Raw genomic sequence first — 17,074 nt, forward strand, 5'->3', positions numbered from 1 at the left:
CGTAGGCCTTACCCGGGTTCTGACAATTCCATATCCCAATTACGCATCACCAGATGCTATCTATAAGTTTCTCATTTATTCTCTGTGAAAAGAGACAAACACGGTTTATACTTTTGATTTTGATGCTATTTGTGAGAGTCCTCATGGAATTGAGAGTTGATAATACCCCCTTTAAAGCCTTATTTCAGCCTTTGGATTTAGGTTTTACTCAATTAAAAAATAGATTGCTGATGGGGTCTATGCATACAGGCCTTGAAGAAGATAAAGAGAGTTTAAATCGTTTGGCACAATTTTATCGAGAAAGAGCGCTTGGAGGAGTTGGACTAATCACAACAGGTGGGTTTGCCCCGGATCGTGCAGGGCGTTTAGCACCCATTGCTGCCAAATTAACCAACAGCAAAGAGCAGCATCGACATGAATTAATCACTCATACGGTACATGAAGCAGGCAGTAAAATTATTCTGCAAGCTTTGCATGCAGGTCGTTATGGCTTTCATCCATTTGTTGTTGCACCTAGCGGCATCAAATCACCTATTAGTCCTTTTAAACCCTGGGTAATGAGTCAATATCGCATAAAAAAAACCATCAAACATTTTGCCCGCTGTGCGCGTCTTGCTCAATTGGCCGGTTATGATGGAATTGAGATTATGGGCAGTGAAGGATATTTAATTAACCAATTTATTGTCACGCATACCAACCAACGTCAGGACGAATGGGGGGGAAGTTATACGAATCGCATACGCTTTCCTATTGAAGTAGTGCGGAGTGTACGAGAAGCAGTAGGCGAACAATTTATTATCATTTTTCGCTTGTCGATGCTTGACTTGATTGCTGATGGCAGCAGTTGGGAAGAAGTAGTGATCCTTGCTAAGGCGATTGAAGAGGCTGGTGCTACATTGATTAATACAGGTATTGGTTGGCATGAAGCACGCATTCCAACGATTGCTACTATGGTACCTGCTGCCGCATTTACACACCTGACACAGCATTTGAAACCTGAAGTAAAAATTCCAGTGATTACCTCAAATCGCATCAATACACCCGAATTAGCCAATCAATTAATCGAGTCTGGGGTTGCTGATATGATTTCTATGGCCAGGCCTTTTTTAGCAGATCCATTATTTGCTGAAAAAGCAAAAAAAGGAGAAAGTGAAGCGATTAATATTTGTATTGCATGTAATCAGGCATGTCTTGATCGGGTTTTTGTAAACAAAACAGCTTCTTGTTTGGTGAATCCTCGAGCATGTAACGAAACAGAACTGATTTATGAGGTCACTGCACAACCCAAATCCATTGCAGTAGTGGGATCTGGACCGGCCGGGCTTGCGTTTGCCACAGTGGCTGCGGAACGTGGTCATAAAGTAACCTTATTTGAAAAGAGCGATCAAATAGGTGGGCAATTTAATCTGGCAAAAAAAATTCCAGGTAAGGAAATATTTCAACAAACTTTGGATTATTTTAATTATCAGTTGCAAAAATTTAAGGTAACTATTCTGCTAAATACCGAAGCAACAGCCGAGCTCTTGCAAGAGTTTGATGAAATTGTTTTAGCCAGCGGAATTAAGCCGCGTGTTCCTGAAATCAATGGTATTGATCATCCTAAAGTGGCGAGTTACATCGACGTGATTACTGGAAAAATAGAAGTAGGTAAACGGGTGGCTATTATTGGTGCAGGTGGAATTGGATTTGATGTGGCTGAATTTTTAACCCATGAGCATCCAGTTCCGAAGGATCAGTTTTATAATGAGTGGGGTATCGATATCTATGGAGCATATCGAGGCGGCATTAAACCACCCGAAGTGACCCCAAGTCCTCGTGAAGTTTATTTGTTACAACGTAAAAAGGAAAAAATGGGTAAACGCTTGGGTAAAACAACAGGTTGGATTCATCGTTTAAGCCTGAAACATAAGCAGGTCAAAATGATTTCTGGTGTACAATACGAAGCGATTGATGATGAAGGCTTGCATGTGAGCATCAATGAAAAATCTCAGGTTCTACCCGTGGACACCGTGGTTATATGTGCCGGGCAAATCGAATTTTCTGAATTGTATGCACCTTTGAAAGAGGCAGGAAAACTCGTGCATTTAGTGGGGGGAGCATACAAAGCACTCGAGTTAGATGCGCGTCATGCAATAGATCAGGCTTGTCGTTTAGCAGCATTGATTTAATTTTTGCTTGTAGCCTTGGTGAAGGCGCTGCTATAATCCGGATTCAGATAAACTCACATCCCAGGTTTCGCTGCGCTGCACCCAGGCTACAGTTGTTGTCTACCTCAATTGATATAGAGTTTACCCTAATCAATTCATAAATATAGTGCATTATTTTGTTTATTTTGTTATTATACTGTTCAAATTTTATATCACCAAGCCTTTTATAGGTTATGTTTTAATCGAACAGGATTTTTATGTCTCAAGAAATCAAAAGCTTCGCGTCCTTTAACTTTTCAGATGCTTTAAACAAAGCACTAGAGGATATGAAGTTTACTACCCCATCTCCAATTCAAGCACAAACAATTCCTTTACTGCTCGAAGGTCGTGATGCGATTGCTCTGGCGCAAACAGGAACAGGAAAAACGGCAGCCTTTGCCTTGCCTATATTGCAAAATATATCTCCAAATGTGCAAGGTACTCAAGCGTTGATTTTAGCTCCCACGCGTGAATTAGCAATTCAGGTTGCTGAACAGTTTGAAGTATTAAGTGCTAACCAGCGCGGTATTACTGTTGCTGTTTTATGTGGCGGACAAGATTACGGTCGCCAATTAAAACAATTGAAAGCAGGGGCTCAAGTAGTGGTTGGAACTCCAGGCCGTATTTTGGATCATATTGATAGACGTACTTTGCAATTAGATAATTTGCGTACGTTTATTCTTGATGAAGCAGACGAGATGTTGCGTATGGGCTTTATTGAAGATATTGAAACCATCATGGCAAAACTGCCAGAAGAAAAACAAATAGGCCTGTTTTCAGCAACGATGCCTTATCGTATACGTCAAATTGCCAATACTTATTTGCATGATCCCGTTTCCATCGAAATACGTGCTGAAACTGCTACGGTGAAAAGTATTGAGCAACGCTTTTTATTTGCTTCAGGACATCAAAAACCTGATGCACTATTGCGTGTGCTGGCTGTAGAAGAATATCAGGGTGTTATCGTATTTGTGCGTACTAAAAGCAGCACTGAAGAAGTTGCCGAGCTGTTACAACAGCAAGGATTGCGCGCTATGGCCATTCATGGCGACATTACCCAGGCACTACGCGAACGCATTATTGCGCAATTCAAACAAGGAGCAATTGATATCCTGGTAGCTACAGATGTGGCTGCACGTGGTCTGGATGTAGACCGTGTAACTCATGTAATTAACTATGATTTACCCCATGATAACGAAACGTATGTGCATCGTATCGGTAGAACAGGTAGAGCCGGACGCTCTGGAGTCGCTGTTTTATTCGTAACACCTAAAGAATCGCGTTTAATTACGAGCATTGAGCGACATACACGTCAACGTATTACCAAAGTAGCTGTACCCAATGATCATATGATCCAAGTTGCGCGGCAAGAACGTTTTATGGCAAACATCACTGCACGTTTAGAACATGAAAACCTACCTTCATACAAACGAATAATTGAAGAGTACATTAAACAAAATGATGTTTCTGCAGTAGATGTTGCTGCAACTCTTGCCTTATTGCTAAACAAAGATCTTCCCTGGCATAAAGAACAAGCTTTACCTAAAGCAGCACGACCTGCTAAAGAAGGACGTGTGGAACGTGGTGGTAAATTTGAACGTTCTCGAGCTGATGAGCGCAGAGGAGGGGGCAGTGACAAGAAAGGTTTCCGAGACGGTCGCGAAAGTCGTAAAAAATTTAATGATGAATTTGTAGAACAGGATTTATTCAGAATTGATGTGGGTAAAGTTCATGGAGTAAAACCGGGCAATATCGTTGGTGCTATTGCCAACGAAGCAGGTTTACAAAGTAAACATATTACTGGTCTGAAAATTCATGAAGATCATTCAACAGTACGCTTGCCTAAAGGTATGCCCAAAGAAGTCATGAGTGATTTAAACAAGGCATGGGTTTGTGGACGTCAGTTGAAAATAACCTTGATTGGTAGCGCTCAATAAACAGTCGAATCTCTATCCTTTAGAAGACAACAAGGCTATAGTTGTGGCGGCTGCAGCCATCACAACTAATCCTGTTGTAACTGGAGTGAAAAAGCTATAGGGATTTTCAGTGCTGTTTTTTATTTTATTTTTTAGATCTGTTTTAACTCGTATAATATTATTTTTTACTGGATCAATCCTGTCATTAGAGTTGGTATTTTCAGTTAAGATGGGTAGATATTGATTCAGAAATACTGTATTGGCAGCACTCATTTCTTGAGCTCGCTTATCGTTTTCTGAGTAAAACGATAAGGAGCTGCGAGCAATTGCTTCAAAAACAGCGGCACTGAAGTGCAGTTTATCTTGTTCATTCCATTGTGACGAGTCAGTTATTTTGCTATCCAGTTGGTAACGAGAGGTAGGTGCTTTATTTTCGATGTAATCATGAATTGCTTCTTCCAATTCTCTGTCATTAGAAAGAATTCGTTCCATATGCTCAAGACATTCAAGGATGAAATTTTGTTCAAAAGTCATTAATTTAGCCTCCCTGGCAAAAATACTAATATAAATACCTTTTGATTGAGGAGCAATCGAAAACCTTCTTAAGGGCCTTATTGTCCATGAAATAAGCATATTTATGATTTGAATCGTAGATTTTATGGAGTCTGAATATATTTAACTTATTGATAAATATATTAAATTGAAGAAAAGTGGGTTTATGCAAAAAAATTGCTTAAAAACGATCTTTCATACTATAATGCGGGTGGCTTTTTGTTTTTAAAATAACCAGATACACTCTTCAAAATTCAGTGCAGTAGCCATTTGTAATAAGATGTCACTGCTTTTTTTAGGATTAGACTTAAGGGTATTCATGAAACTGTTAGCAACTATAGGGGCTTTTTTATTTTCCGGGATTATTTGGGCTACACCTCTTCATAATATAGTTGTATTTGGTGATAGCTTATCTGATAACGGTAATTTATATAAATTTATGAAGTATCAATTACCACCATCTCCTCCTTATTACGAAGGTCGTTTTTCTAACGGTCCTGTCTGGATCGAACATGTAATCGCCTCTTATTTTCCTGAAAATCCTGCTGGACATTTATTAGATTATGCTTATGGTGGTGCTGGTGTGTCAGAGGAAGAAGGAGCTGATGATGTCTTGTTTACTTTGAGAAGAGAAGTGAACAACTATTTGCTGGAACACAATGATAAAGCGAGTGAAGACAGTCTGTTTGTTATATGGATAGGCTCAAATAACTACCTCGCCTTTCCATCAGAAACGGAACAAACACTGCATGATGTGCATGCAGGCATTGTACGCAGTATCCATCGATTGGTAGAAAAAGGTGCAAAACATATTTTAGTGGTTAATTTGCCAGATTTAGGGCGAACTCCCGCTGCAATTGAATTTGGTTCAATTAACGAAATGACTTATTATGCTCAAGAGCATAATAATTTATTAAATAAGTCAGTTGAGGAATTCAAACAAAAATACCCAGATGTAGAATGGTTGTATTATGATCTGCATCAAGCTTTTGAAGAAGTTATGATGCATCCGCAAGATTATGGATTCACCAATATAACTGGTACATGTGTTAATTCTGTAGTTGACGATATAACTAAAAAATCGGTCTTAAAAATGGTGGCATCAGTCAAACCTAAAATATCACCGGATGCATGTAACGGCTATTTGTTTTTTGATTTAGTACATCCAACTGCATTGGCGCATCAAATTCTGGGGGAAAAAGCCAGAGTAATGTTGGATCAAGCGGGCATACAATTAACAGATTAGATGAAAAACTATCCTTCAATTGAGCCTGGGGTGCCTCATTGAGGAGCCCAGGATAAAGGATGGTTAAATAGCCTGGGTTTCGCTACATTATACCAGGCTATTCATCGCTCCAGGATTATTTATTAGGATGATATGAAATATATTACAAGGATAGTTCTCGTATTTTTTTTCGTATGTTCATCTGCTTGTGCAGAAAAACTAGCAATCAATGTTGATGGTAAGAGTATTGATTTACCTTATTGGCCTGCAAAAAAAGAAAAATATGGTGCAGTGCTCTTAGTCAATGGGGGGGCACAGGCACAATCCACACCATTGTTAGATAACCTGGCAAATGAATTGGCTCAAAATGGATGGCAGGTTGTATTACTCAATAATGAAAGTAACAATGCTGTTCCCTGGATCAAACAATTTCCTGAAGTGATCACGACGCTACGGAATCAAAAAAATATGCGTATTGTGGTCGTACATTATGGGGAGCAATTGAAAGAAACATTTAATTATCTGGAAAAACCACCTGTACCTGAAATTGAGGGTTTGATCTTGTTATCCGCCTATGATCTTCCTCCATCTAAAAATAAGAAACCTAAATTAAATATGCCAGTCTTTGATATTGTTGCTCAGTTTGATTATGAGCTGACAAAGCAAGAAATGGCAGCAAGAAAAAAGGAATTTGGGCCAAATAAAAATAATTATTTAGCTCTAGAGATACCGGGTGCTCATCATTATTATGAATACAGTAAACAACTTCTTTTTTCATTTATCCATGGCTGGATGGTAAAGCTGCCAGAGTTTCATCCTAAACCCCCTCCAGTGATGTACTCTTATTTAGGACCGATTGGTCCTTTTTTCGTAAGTCCTGAACATTATGCTGCACAAAGTAAGGCGTCTGCTTTCGAGCAGCCACTCGTGATTGATTAAATGAATTCAAGGGTTTCGCTACGCATAATACATGTTTAGGTTACCAGCCTTTACTGGTGCAAATTAACTCATAAGCTTTCACTATTTTCTGAGTTTTTTCATTCGCGATTTTGATCATTTCCTGGGGTAAGCCTTGAGCAATTAATTTGTCTGGGTGATTACGGCTTAACAAACGTCTATAGGCCTTTTTTACTTCTTGCTTGCTGGCATTTGGCGAAACCTCCAAAAGGGCATAGGCATAATCCATATTTGTTTTGCTGGGTTGGTAATTGTATCTACTGTAGGATGAATACGAGTGGGACGAAGAATAGGATCGTTGTGATTGTTGCTTACTATCCTTCGGTGATTCTGGTGAATAACTACCAAAATCTTCATAAAAGCGATATTGCTTGTGAAGTGGTGCAAAATCGAGTTTGGAAAAAATTTTATCCAATATTTGGATTTTTTTTGTCCCAAGTCCATCAACCTGAGCTGCGCGATATTGAATATCGATAAACAATCGTAATAAGTCGCGATTATCCTTACAGGTTTTTTTTAAGTGTTCGAGTGCTGCATCTAAGTTGAACTGGGCTTTTTTTCCATCATTAAATAAATGCTTTGCCAGAGTTTTTTGTTCATTACTCAAACGCAGTTCATCCATAAATAGACGCGCCATCTCCAGTTCTTGTTCCGACACACGACCATCTGCTTTGGCCAAATGCCCCATAATGGAAAAGGTGGCTTCAAAAAAAGCTTTTTGAATTGCTTTACGTTTTTCAGTGTAATACAACCAATTAGGATTGGAAAAATAACTGTATAAACCCCGATCAAAGAAATTGCCCACTAAAAGGCCAAAGATTGCCCCTGTAGGACCGTCGATTAAATAGCCAAAAAATGCGCCTATAATCTTCCCCCACCATGTTGAGACGATAAAGAACTCCCGAAGAGACATTGCAAAGGATTCCTTAAATTAGTTCATTAAAATTGATTTTATCGCTTTATACCACACTTTAAGTATATACTGTCGGTTTTTGGGTTTGCTTTTATATGCTATTTTTTTACTCTTTTTTGATGTATTTGCTGAGTCCTTTTCTACTCATTCGGTTATGGTGGAAAGGGAGAAGCTTACCTTCATATAGGGAGCGTATATCCGAACGTTTTTTTCTTGGTAAGCATGATTATAAACCTTTTGATGTCTGGATTCATGCTGTATCTTTGGGCGAGGTAATTGCTGCTATTCCTTTGATTGATGCCATATTGGAAAAAAACTGGTCCATATTTGTCACTACCATGACTCCAACTGGTTCGGAGCGAGTGCAAGCACGCTTTGGAAATAAGGTGACTCATCAATACGTCCCCTATGATCTTCCCTGTGTACTCAAACGCTTTTTTAAGCAAATTCAGCCGCGCGTAGGTTTAATTATGGAGACTGAGTTATGGCCGAATTTAATTTACCAAGCTCGAGCAGCACACGTTCCATTATTACTCGCTAATGCACGAATCTCTGATGACTCTTTGCATGGATATAAAAAGATAAAATTTTTAATTAGACCCATTTTGAATCAATTTTCTGCGATTTTGGCACAAGGGGAAGAAGATGCACAACGTTATATCACTCTGGGAGCCAGAAAAGAAATAGTTCACGTCTTGGGGAATATGAAATTTGATTTGCAAACCAATAAGATAGACAGTAAACGCTTTAGCGATTTAAAAAATCATTGGGGAGCAGAGCGAGTTACTGTGATTGCTGCAAGTACTCATGAAAATGAAGAAGCGCAGATTTTATCCCATTTAAAACGGCTGCAACAGGCAATTCCCCGGATAATTTTATTAATAGCCCCACGTCATCCGGAACGTTTTCAAACGGTGTATCAATTATGTCAGCAAGCAGGTTTTAAGACCGGCCTACGCTCTGATTTAAACACCTTGAGTCCTGAAAATGAAATTGTGGTGCTTGACAGTTTGGGAGAACTTTTAGGTTTCTATCAAATCAGTGATTATGCTTTTGTGGGAGGCAGTCTAGTCCCGGTGGGAGGGCACAATGTACTGGAACCCATTGGCATGAACGTACCCGTGTTGAGCGGCAACCAGGTCCATAACTTTAAAGCCATTTGCAATGCACTTAAAGAGGCCCATGGGATCTTGTTAGTGCAACAGGCCAATGAAGTCATTGATGGAATCATTCAATTGCATACTAATCCAACATTTCGTCAACAGATGATTAAGAATGCCGCGGCAGTTTTTGAAAAAAACAAGGGCGCAGTGATACGGCATTTACAGCAAATTGAAGCGGCAATTTAACATGAGGCTGGGCATTTTTTTTATCGGGGAGTAAGTCGCTTGCTCTTGTTACGGTTGTTGAAAATAATATCGCGGAAAGCAAACGTGATGTGACAGCCCCATTTTAAAATAACCAACTGTCTAATCCCGTTTGCAGAGTGCTAAGATAATGACTTGTTCCAGTTCGACTGTAAGTCTTCTTTTATTTCATCCAGGGCAAGAGAGAATTGTTTTCTATTGCCAAAAAAACCTTTTTTGGCGGCAATATCCCCAAGGCTATATCCAGAGCCGGACAAGGATAAAAAATGGGTTTGATTCATATTCAGCACACTTAGGCCAGCTCCCAAGGTAGCCCCTCCTAATAAGCCAATGATTTTTAGCCCCCAATATAGAATAGCGATAATTTGGGATGGTTGACTTGCTTGTTGGGCAAGGTTTAAATCAGAATTGAATTGCACCAGACTTTCTTTGCTTTCAGGTTTTTTCAGTAAATCAAAATAGCTTTTTAACAGTCTGCCAATAGCAACTACCTCATTTCTATTGCCTCTATTGCCGAGATTTTCTTCCAGCTGCACAAGCCGTAGTACACAAGCTGTCAGGAAGTTTTTATTAAAGATCCTAAGCTCCTTATTCTCAATAGCATCACCTGCCGCTGATCCTGTTTCGTTGGTTGGCTCTTCAGCCAATATTCCCTCATCGCGTAAGATGTGTATTATTCTTTCCAGGCTGCTGTGGTTCATTGGATCGGACTCTGTTGTATCAGTTTGATGTGTAGAGTGGGCAGATGAATTGCCATGTTCCATTTGCATCGGAGCAGTGCGACTGCATGCAACATAATGATTTAAAGCATTAAATAATCGGATGCAAGGAGTAGTATTGTCCGGATCTGGATTGGTGGAGGTTTTGCCTTCAGCCCGAATATAAAATACATCCTCAGCTGAAATTTCCTCTCCGCTTATTTCATCAAAATGCAATTCATAATTTATGACTTCGAAAACAAGCTCAATACCCAGATTTTCTTTGAAATATCTGGCAAGAATGACTCCTTCACAATCCTGATTTCCCCATAAAGGCGGATCATCACTTTTAATTTTTCTGACATAGTCCTTAATATTTTTAAAATCTTTAAAATCCTCTCTTTTTTTTAAAAGAGCAAACAGTTCACTTTCCGCATGACTTTCAGCGTAGCTTGAGCAAATATCCCTTAGATCCTCGATGGAGTAAGAGATTAATCCAGGCATCTGGCCAAGCTGTTGCGACACTGCATCAAAGAAACAATCCCCATTATCTATCGAGTCATGCACAACCAGTCCATTCTTGTCCAGATAAGCATTAATTACCTCAACTTGACGTTTTCGACGTTTGTATTTTCCGTTGTACGAATCAACAAATTTACCGTTTTTAACTTTCATGACATCTCCTATAGCTTTAATTAATAAGTTACAGGAGGCTCATTAAGATAAGATGAACACTTGAAATTGGTGATACCGTATAAATACAGTATTGGTTCTGAGAATTCATCGAATGATGGTCTCACATCGTCCATTACTCAAATGCTCTTAGGAAATTGAGGTGAATTCATCGGGAAAGAGCTGAAGCAACTTTGTAATCAGAAATCCCTTATTATGAGCATTTAATTTTCTTTTTAGAATATCAATATAATGCTCAATAGTACGTTTTGATAAGCCAAGAATAATAGCTATTTCCTCGGCTGTTTTACCGATAATTAATAATCGGGCACATTCAATTTGGCGCTGAGATAAACTAACTGATTTGATTCCTGAACGCTCAAGAGAGTAGTCTTTGAAAAATTCATCCAAAGTACCTGCATAAGATTTTATTGGAAAGGGTTCTACGGCTGTATTAGGTAAAATGAATTTATTTTGTTTTTCACTATAAGTTAATATTTTTGCTGCTCGTTCGATGAAGTAATCACAAAATTTATTCAGTGAAGCCTTGTTATGTACATAATAATTATTCATATCAATTTGATATTTGTCCCCGATAAAATGAAAGTAATCACTGTAATTCTCATGCTTTCTGACAATAGTAAAACTATATCCATAGCCAAATTTTTGCGCAGTAGTTTCATAAAAAGCAGAGGATTTTCCATCAAGGGCGGGGGAGTTTAGAAAATAGCCCTCCAGGGTATGCATTGGCGTACGAAGCATTTCAAGCTTGGAAATTCTTTTTTCATGTTGAATGCATTCCAGGTTAAACTGATATTCGGTAGTTAGGAGAAATGCAGTTTTATCCTCATAAGTACGGCAAAAAGTAAAGCCTTTGACAGGAGTTAAATTAAATAGCGGCAAACAGTATTCTTTAATCAAATTACTGTAAATAAAATACGGTGAATCATTGAGTTCATACATACTTTAAAACCAATATTTTCTTATTTTTATGCTAGTATAAATAATTCCTGCTTTCCACTCAGATACCAATTATCTTCAGTCGATATTAGGCCCTCCCTGGCCCATTCCTTTTAACCAAGTCTTGGAGGAGTCCCTTTTACTGCATTGCTGTCCGGGGAGCAATGATAGACAGTATTTGTTGTTTCTACTTTAGAACTTATTTCCCACTCCATTTCATCTCCCCATGGTGAGCGGTATCTAACTGCTTTTTGTACCGAGTAGCGGTCATCATATTGCTCTACATACCTATTTACATTCGCATGGAGATACAGTAATAGCCCCTGGGAAACTATCAGTTGAATGGCTCCACCTTTTCCATGTTCGGTATTGGAAGAGGTGCTGGCGGCAACAACGGGGACATCCAGCATCCAATCAAGGACAGTAAATATTCCTAGTGACTGTCTTAATGGCAGTAGCGTTTTTTTAGTCTCCGGACATTTGGGTTCACCAACCTGAACTTTCTGATGATAATGCTCATCTTTTTCGCAATGATACCCATGGATTCTTCCTGATCCAAATGCATCAGGCAGCGCAAAGTATCTGCTGGTTCCTTTGGGAACCGGTTGTTCCAACCAGTGCAGAAAATCGTTAAACTCCATTGTATTGTAATTAGCAGGTGCTTCGATAATGCTCTTTTTGCCAATAAGGGATTGAATGAGAGAGTTGGTGGCAACTTCTCCTAAGCGAAGTTGTTGCCATTCATCTGCTTTATAGCCTCCTCCAGTCTGCATCGATATCGCCTGTTCAACAGTTACATTTTTTTGACTGTCTTTGATAATATATTCTCGTATTTCTTTTATTGGGCAAGAGTTGCGCGGATTTACTCTCCGTCTAGGGTTTTCGTGGGGTTGAAAAAATCTCATCATTTTGCTCCAGTTCATGTTGCTTCCAAGGCAACAACTTCTTTATTCCTGCATATAGAATAAAAAATAAACATGAAACCAGAATTAAAACTAGAGATGTTTACTACCGTATTTCTACGGTATTTCGTTAAATATGTTTTCAGTAATAATGATAAGGAATACTAAAAAGGAGCAAAAAATATGCACTCATTTTTCTTAAAAAAAAATACAACCAAACCTGTGGAGGCAGTATTAAAAAAGGAAATCAAAAAAATTTTAAACAGTCGGTTCGGGTTTATGTTTCTTGAAAAAGGAGATAAAGTAATGAGTTACACCAAACATCCTTATCATGATCCCCTGGTTTCAGCGTACACCCCTAATATCATTTACTCTAATGAACGAATGAATCAGGTTCGAGAGGTGATGCGTAAAAGACAGTGTGGGTTTGCGCTGTTTCGAGTTAAAGAAGATACAATTTGCCAGTCCAAGCGTCTAACGAATTATGCTGAAGACATCGAGGGAAAAGATTCATCGAAATTAATTATTGCTCCTGAACTTTTGGAACCAGTAAAGATGCTCCAACACGCTCCACCTCTTTGAGGATTTTGAATGTAAATAATTTAATGAATCGGATCAAACAGGTTCTATATCCTTTTTCCTGACCTGCTTGCCTTAAAAGGTCACAACGGTTTAGATAAATCCATCTAGCTAGAGTTTTCTGAGTTCGGCAGCGTTTATAAACAATTAGCTAAACGATTTTCGACTTCACCTTTGTTTTCGTGAAAATAGAAACTAATTATTAAAGTGACTCAGCATTTCATTCAGAGATAACATTCCCGCCTTCGCGGGAATGACATAATTTTTAAATTAAAGGCAGTGGGGTTTATTTCTGCTTAAGACTGCCCTTAACAAAGTGTTGATTTTGAATGAATCTCGGCTTTGCAAGAGCTGGATTTAGTTAGGCACCCTGATTTTGTTTTTCTTTAATCTCGGACAGGGTCTTACAATCAATACATAAAGTCGCTGTAGGTCTTGCTTCTAAACGTTTGAGGCCGATTTCGATACCACATGCTTCGCAATAGCCGAAATCCTCATTTCTCAAACGCTCTAAGGCATCCTCAATCTTCTTAATCAATTTACGTTCACGATCACGAGTACGTAATTCGATGCTGAATTCTTCTTCCTGGCTGGCCCTATCTGAAGGATCAGGAAAATTAGCCGCTTCATCTTTCATGTGCGTCACTGTACGGTCGACTTCTTCCATCAACGATTGACGCCAAGCTAGCAATATTTTTTCAATATGTGCTAACTGGTTTTCATTCATATATTCTTCACCAGGGGCTTCCGTATAGGGGGTGATTCCCATGCTACCTATCGCGTCGTTTTTCACGTTGTGTCGTCTCTCATTGGTTTTATCAATTAATTGTTCGGTCATTTTAGCCTCCGTTCCCTATTCATGTACAACCTGGGGTTACAGAAAGCGGTTAGGTATACCAAAAAACGATTGTATCATCAATAAAATTATCGCCAACCCCCACTTACTCTGTCATTTCCCTGAATATCTTGCCAACATTGTACGTTCTTATATTGTAATTCATTAAGTATAGTCTGTACTTTTAATTTTTGATCATACCCATGTTCTAGCAAAATCAGGCCGTCAGGTAAAAGGTAGTCATAACCTTGTTTAATAATACATTGTAGATCAGCTAAGCCTTCTTGACTACTCACTAAAGCATTTTGCGGTTCAAAACGTAAATCGCCTTGTTGTAAATGAGGATCAAGCTCTGAAATATAAGGTGGATTAGCAACCAAAGCGTGATATTGGCGTCGAGGAATGTTACTAAACCAATTGGACAGATAAAAACTTACATTCATTATCTTATGGCTTTGTGCATTTTCTTTTGCAATATTTAACGCTTCTTGACTAATATCTGCAGCAATAATATGCCAGTGAGGTCGCTCTTTAGCAAGGGCCAAGGCGATGGCTCCGCTGCCAGTACCCAAGTCTAGAACATAGGTATCTGGGCGATTGGGGATAAGCTCCAAGGCTAATTCTACTAATCGCTCCGTTTCATGTCGTGGAATTAAGGTATGCTTACTGACTTTTAAATTCAGTGACCAGAACTCGCGTTCACCTATGATATAGGCAATGGGAATTCCTTGCGCTCTTTGAGCCATTAAACTTTGGAAGTGTTCCCATTGTTCTGAAGTAAGTAATTCTTCAGGATGTGCAAAGAGGTATGTTCTGGTTCTTTTTAAAGCATGACAGAGTAAAATCTCTGTTTCCAGATCTGGAGTTTTTCCCAGAGCGGTGCGAATATTAATCATTTCGCCCCAGCTCTGCGAGTAATTCTGCATGGTACTCGCGTTTTAATGGTTCGATAACTAATGCCAAATTTCCTTCCATCACGTCACCAAGTTGATAGATCGTCAAATTAATCCGATGATCAGTCAGTCGACCTTGGGGATAGTTATAAGTACGAATGCGCTCAGAACGATCGCCTGTACCTACTAGTGATTTACGAGTTTGTGCTTGTTCTTTCTTTTGTTTGCTTTGTTCGGCATCCAGCAAGCGGGTTTTAAGTAAAGACATGGCTTTGGCACGATTTTTATGCTGGGAGCGTTCATCTTGGCATTCTACTACTACACCCGTTGGGATATGCGTGATTCGTATCGCAGAATCGGTTTTATTGACGTGCTGGCCTCCAGCGCCTGAAGAACGATATGTATCAATTCGTAAATCATCAGGATTAATTTGGATGTCATCAATTTCATCCACCTCAGGCATGATGGCTACAGTACATGCAGAGGTATGTACCCGACCTTGCGATTCGGTTTCAGGCACACGTTGTACACGATGAGCCCCGGATTCAAATTTAAGTTGCGAGTAAACTGCGTTACCACTAATACGCACGATAATTTCTTTATATCCACCATGCTCACCGTGGCTGGCACTGATTAACTCTTGTTGCCAGCCTTGGTTTTCTGCATATCGACTGTACATACGATAAAGATCCCCGGCAAAAATTGCGGCCTCATCACCGCCAGTTCCTGCTCTGACCTCGAGATAAATGTTACGTTCATCATCTGGATCTTTGGGAATCAAATGCCACTGTAACTGTTCGTCAAGCTCATCTATTTGCTTTTGAGCGTCTGCCAACTCTTCTTCGGCCATTGATGCCAGCTCTTTATCATCTCCCTCGAGCATTTCGTTCAGTGAAGATAAATTATTGTTAGCCTCAACGTAGGTTTCATAACATGTCGCTACTGGCTCTAACTGAGCGTATTCTTTGGAAAGAGTTTTAAACTGATTCTGATCTGCAATAACTGACGCTTCTGATAACAAGCGACCTACTTCTTGATATCGCTCGAGCATTTGTTGCAGTTTAACTTCAAGAGATTTCTTCATAGGATGATTGATGTGTTGTTGTATTAAAAAGATATTGTGCCAAAGTAAATAAATCTTCCCGGCCATCTTTAGCGATTTGCCTTAAACCTGCAGTAGGGCTATGTGTGAGTTTATTAACCAAGCGTTCACTAAATTCATTTAAAACGACCTGCTGACATTGTCCGGCAGAAAGTTTTTTCAAAGCGCGCTGCAACTCTTTTTGTGCCAAGTCTTGCATTTGACTGCGGTAATCACAAATGACTTTTTTGGCTTTAAGTGAGCGATGCTTGCGGATGTATTTATTCAATTCTTCATCGATTAATTGTTCTGCATGTAATGCGGCATGGCGTCTTTCTTCCATGCCTTTATCGATCATGAATTGCAAATCATCGATGTTATAAAGTTGTATTTGTCCCAATTCCTTGATGTTATCTTCTACGTCTCGGGGAACTGATAAATCCAAGAAAAACATGGGTGCATGATTTCTTTGATTTAATGCCTCTTCGACCAAACTCCTATTAATAAAATGGATTGGACAATTTGTCGCGGAGACAATGACGTCTGCTTGAGGTAAATATTCAGCAATATCAGTAATTGGAATGGTTTTTCCATTAAATGAGTTGGCAAGTTTTTCCGCATTTTCAAGCGTTCTACTTGCAACCATAAAACGTTCAACGCCCTGCTGACGCAAGTATTTAGCAACTAAAGAAGCGGTTTCGCCTGAACCAATTAAAAAAACATTCAGCGATTTGTAGTCTGTAAAAAGCTGTCCTATCAATTGGACTGCAGCATACGCAATTGAAACGGGATTTGTACCCACTCCACTTTGCGTTCGTACGCGCTTTGAAGCACAAAAAACATATTCAAAAATTGGACGTAATTCTGTTTTTATTGCACTGAGGTTGCAAGCATGCTGGTAGGCTTGTTTCATTTGCCCAAGAATCTGGGGTTCACCAATCATCATGGAGTCTAGACCACTGGCAACACGTAAAAGATGTTTGATTCCCTGATGGCCTTTATGCACATAAAAGAATGGGGATAATGCATCTAATGGTAATTGATGTTCTTTGCTAAGCCAACGTGCAATGATTTGAGGATCTTGGGTGTCGCAGTATATTTCTGTGCGATTACAGGTTGATAAAATAGCCGCTTCATTTACTTCTGGTAGATTTAACAAGCTATGGAGCAAGGAATCCTGGGTAGCCGGAGATAAGGCGACTTTTTCACGCACGTTTATTGGAGCAGTTTTATGATTTAGTCCGCAAGCAACAAACACCATAGAATATAAATTATTTGAATATGATTTATTGAGTTAATCGTGGAATTGTAAACGATTAGGCGGTAAATTTGTAGGGG

General features: G+C 39.3%; 15 protein-coding genes. 6 read left to right on the forward strand and 9 right to left on the reverse strand.

Going from position 1 to position 17,074, the window contains the following annotated elements; genetic code table 11:
• The first annotated feature begins 143 nt into the window (after positions 1–143).
• Together ELY20_RS15080 and ELY20_RS15085 are read left to right on the forward strand one after the other, a co-directional pair.
• On the forward strand, positions 144–2,168 hold the full coding sequence (locus ELY20_RS15080; protein ID WP_110143922.1) for an NADPH-dependent 2,4-dienoyl-CoA reductase: 2,025 nt from the start codon (positions 144–146) through the stop codon (positions 2,166–2,168).
• A 236-nt stretch (positions 2,169–2,404) separates the two neighbouring features.
• Positions 2,405–4,123: a DEAD/DEAH box helicase gene (locus ELY20_RS15085; protein ID WP_110143921.1), complete on the forward strand. Its 1,719-nt coding sequence runs from the start codon at positions 2,405–2,407 to the stop codon at positions 4,121–4,123.
• Positions 4,124–4,135: 12 nt separating this feature from the next.
• Here the strand turns inward: ELY20_RS15085 and ELY20_RS15090 are convergent, their stop codons facing one another.
• Positions 4,136–4,636, reverse strand: coding sequence for a hypothetical protein (locus tag ELY20_RS15090; protein ID WP_110143920.1), 501 nt, complete (start codon positions 4,634–4,636; stop codon positions 4,136–4,138).
• 337 nt (positions 4,637–4,973) lie between these two features.
• Between ELY20_RS15090 and plaA the strand changes: the two genes are divergently transcribed.
• Together plaA and ELY20_RS15100 are read left to right on the forward strand one after the other, a co-directional pair.
• Positions 4,974–5,900 (forward strand): GDSL family lysophospholipase PlaA, encoded by a 927-nt coding sequence (gene plaA / locus ELY20_RS15095; protein ID WP_110143919.1) that lies wholly within the window; start codon positions 4,974–4,976, stop codon positions 5,898–5,900.
• 132 nt (positions 5,901–6,032) lie between these two features.
• Positions 6,033–6,818 carry an alpha/beta hydrolase gene (locus tag ELY20_RS15100; protein WP_110143918.1) on the forward strand — a complete coding sequence of 262 codons (786 nt, stop codon included), beginning with the start codon at positions 6,033–6,035 and terminating at the stop codon, positions 6,816–6,818.
• 40 nt (positions 6,819–6,858) lie between these two features.
• Here ELY20_RS15100 and djlA read toward each other — a convergent pair whose 3' ends face one another.
• Positions 6,859–7,749, reverse strand: a complete 891-nt coding sequence (gene djlA, locus ELY20_RS15105; protein ID WP_110143917.1) for a co-chaperone DjlA — start codon at positions 7,747–7,749, stop codon at positions 6,859–6,861.
• 95 nt (positions 7,750–7,844) lie between these two features.
• On the opposite strand from djlA, the gene waaA reads away from it, so the two are divergent.
• Positions 7,845–9,098, forward strand: coding sequence for a lipid IV(A) 3-deoxy-D-manno-octulosonic acid transferase (gene waaA, locus ELY20_RS15110; protein ID WP_110143916.1), 1,254 nt, complete (start codon positions 7,845–7,847; stop codon positions 9,096–9,098).
• A 140-nt stretch (positions 9,099–9,238) separates the two neighbouring features.
• On the opposite strand, the gene ELY20_RS15115 is transcribed toward waaA, so the two are convergent.
• The 3 genes from ELY20_RS15115 to ELY20_RS15125 all read right to left on the reverse strand — a co-directional run bounded on the left by ELY20_RS15115 (position 9,239) and on the right by ELY20_RS15125 (position 12,354).
• Entirely contained in the window at positions 9,239–10,489 is a 1,251-nt protein-coding gene (locus tag ELY20_RS15115; RefSeq protein ID WP_110143915.1) for an OTU domain-containing protein, read from the reverse strand.
• A gap of 147 nt (positions 10,490–10,636) precedes the next feature.
• Complete coding sequence (locus tag ELY20_RS15120; protein WP_110143914.1) at positions 10,637–11,449, reverse strand: helix-turn-helix transcriptional regulator; 813 nt, start codon at positions 11,447–11,449, stop codon at positions 10,637–10,639.
• A 110-nt stretch (positions 11,450–11,559) separates the two neighbouring features.
• The gene (locus ELY20_RS15125; RefSeq protein WP_233590621.1) at positions 11,560–12,354 is read right to left on the reverse strand and encodes a hypothetical protein; all 795 of its coding nucleotides are present in this window, start codon (positions 12,352–12,354) and stop codon (positions 11,560–11,562) included.
• Between the two features lie 177 nt (positions 12,355–12,531).
• Here ELY20_RS15125 and ELY20_RS15130 point away from each other — a divergent pair, with 177 nt between their 5' ends.
• Positions 12,532–12,930 carry a hypothetical protein gene (locus ELY20_RS15130; protein WP_110143913.1) on the forward strand — a complete coding sequence of 133 codons (399 nt, stop codon included), beginning with the start codon at positions 12,532–12,534 and terminating at the stop codon, positions 12,928–12,930.
• Positions 12,931–13,288: 358 nt separating this feature from the next.
• Here ELY20_RS15130 and dksA read toward each other — a convergent pair whose 3' ends face one another.
• From dksA to hemA, 4 genes are all read right to left on the reverse strand, one after another.
• Positions 13,289–13,765 (reverse strand): RNA polymerase-binding protein DksA, encoded by a 477-nt coding sequence (gene dksA / locus ELY20_RS15135; protein ID WP_110143912.1) that lies wholly within the window; start codon positions 13,763–13,765, stop codon positions 13,289–13,291.
• Between the two features lie 86 nt (positions 13,766–13,851).
• The gene (gene prmC / locus ELY20_RS15140) at positions 13,852–14,658 is read right to left on the reverse strand and encodes a peptide chain release factor N(5)-glutamine methyltransferase (protein WP_110143911.1); all 807 of its coding nucleotides are present in this window, start codon (positions 14,656–14,658) and stop codon (positions 13,852–13,854) included.
• Entirely contained in the window at positions 14,651–15,739 is a 1,089-nt protein-coding gene (gene prfA, locus ELY20_RS15145; protein ID WP_110143910.1) for a peptide chain release factor 1, read from the reverse strand. Before prfA ends, prmC begins: the two co-directional genes overlap by 8 nt.
• The gene (hemA, locus tag ELY20_RS15150; RefSeq protein ID WP_110143909.1) at positions 15,723–16,997 is read right to left on the reverse strand and encodes a glutamyl-tRNA reductase; all 1,275 of its coding nucleotides are present in this window, start codon (positions 16,995–16,997) and stop codon (positions 15,723–15,725) included. The genes prfA and hemA overlap by 17 nt, the downstream gene beginning before the upstream one ends.
• Between the last annotated feature and the right edge of the window lie 77 nt (positions 16,998–17,074).

It is taken from the genome of Legionella qingyii (assembly GCF_003990155.1).
Lineage (GTDB): Bacteria > Pseudomonadota > Gammaproteobacteria > Legionellales > Legionellaceae > Legionella > Legionella qingyii.

Excerpts from the sequence above, each read along its gene's own strand:
- ELY20_RS15080 (WP_110143922.1), top strand. The coding sequence starts at position 144 with ATGGAATTGAGAGTTGATAATACCCCCTTTAAAGCCTTATTTCAGCCT.
- ELY20_RS15085 (WP_110143921.1), top strand. The coding sequence starts at position 2,405 with ATGTCTCAAGAAATCAAAAGCTTCGCGTCCTTTAACTTTTCAGATGCT.
- ELY20_RS15090 (WP_110143920.1), bottom strand. The coding sequence starts at position 4,636 with ATGACTTTTGAACAAAATTTCATCCTTGAATGTCTTGAGCATATGGAA.
- plaA (WP_110143919.1), top strand. The coding sequence starts at position 4,974 with ATGAAACTGTTAGCAACTATAGGGGCTTTTTTATTTTCCGGGATTATT.
- ELY20_RS15100 (WP_110143918.1), top strand. The coding sequence starts at position 6,033 with ATGAAATATATTACAAGGATAGTTCTCGTATTTTTTTTCGTATGTTCA.
- djlA (WP_110143917.1), bottom strand. The coding sequence starts at position 7,749 with ATGTCTCTTCGGGAGTTCTTTATCGTCTCAACATGGTGGGGGAAGATT.
- waaA (WP_110143916.1), top strand. The coding sequence starts at position 7,845 with ATGCTATTTTTTTACTCTTTTTTGATGTATTTGCTGAGTCCTTTTCTA.
- ELY20_RS15115 (WP_110143915.1), bottom strand. The coding sequence starts at position 10,489 with ATGAAAGTTAAAAACGGTAAATTTGTTGATTCGTACAACGGAAAATAC.
- ELY20_RS15120 (WP_110143914.1), bottom strand. The coding sequence starts at position 11,449 with ATGTATGAACTCAATGATTCACCGTATTTTATTTACAGTAATTTGATT.
- ELY20_RS15125 (WP_233590621.1), bottom strand. The coding sequence starts at position 12,354 with ATGATGAGATTTTTTCAACCCCACGAAAACCCTAGACGGAGAGTAAAT.
- ELY20_RS15130 (WP_110143913.1), top strand. The coding sequence starts at position 12,532 with ATGCACTCATTTTTCTTAAAAAAAAATACAACCAAACCTGTGGAGGCA.
- dksA (WP_110143912.1), bottom strand. The coding sequence starts at position 13,765 with ATGACCGAACAATTAATTGATAAAACCAATGAGAGACGACACAACGTG.
- prmC (WP_110143911.1), bottom strand. The coding sequence starts at position 14,658 with ATGATTAATATTCGCACCGCTCTGGGAAAAACTCCAGATCTGGAAACA.
- prfA (WP_110143910.1), bottom strand. The coding sequence starts at position 15,739 with ATGAAGAAATCTCTTGAAGTTAAACTGCAACAAATGCTCGAGCGATAT.
- hemA (WP_110143909.1), bottom strand. The coding sequence starts at position 16,997 with ATGGTGTTTGTTGCTTGCGGACTAAATCATAAAACTGCTCCAATAAAC.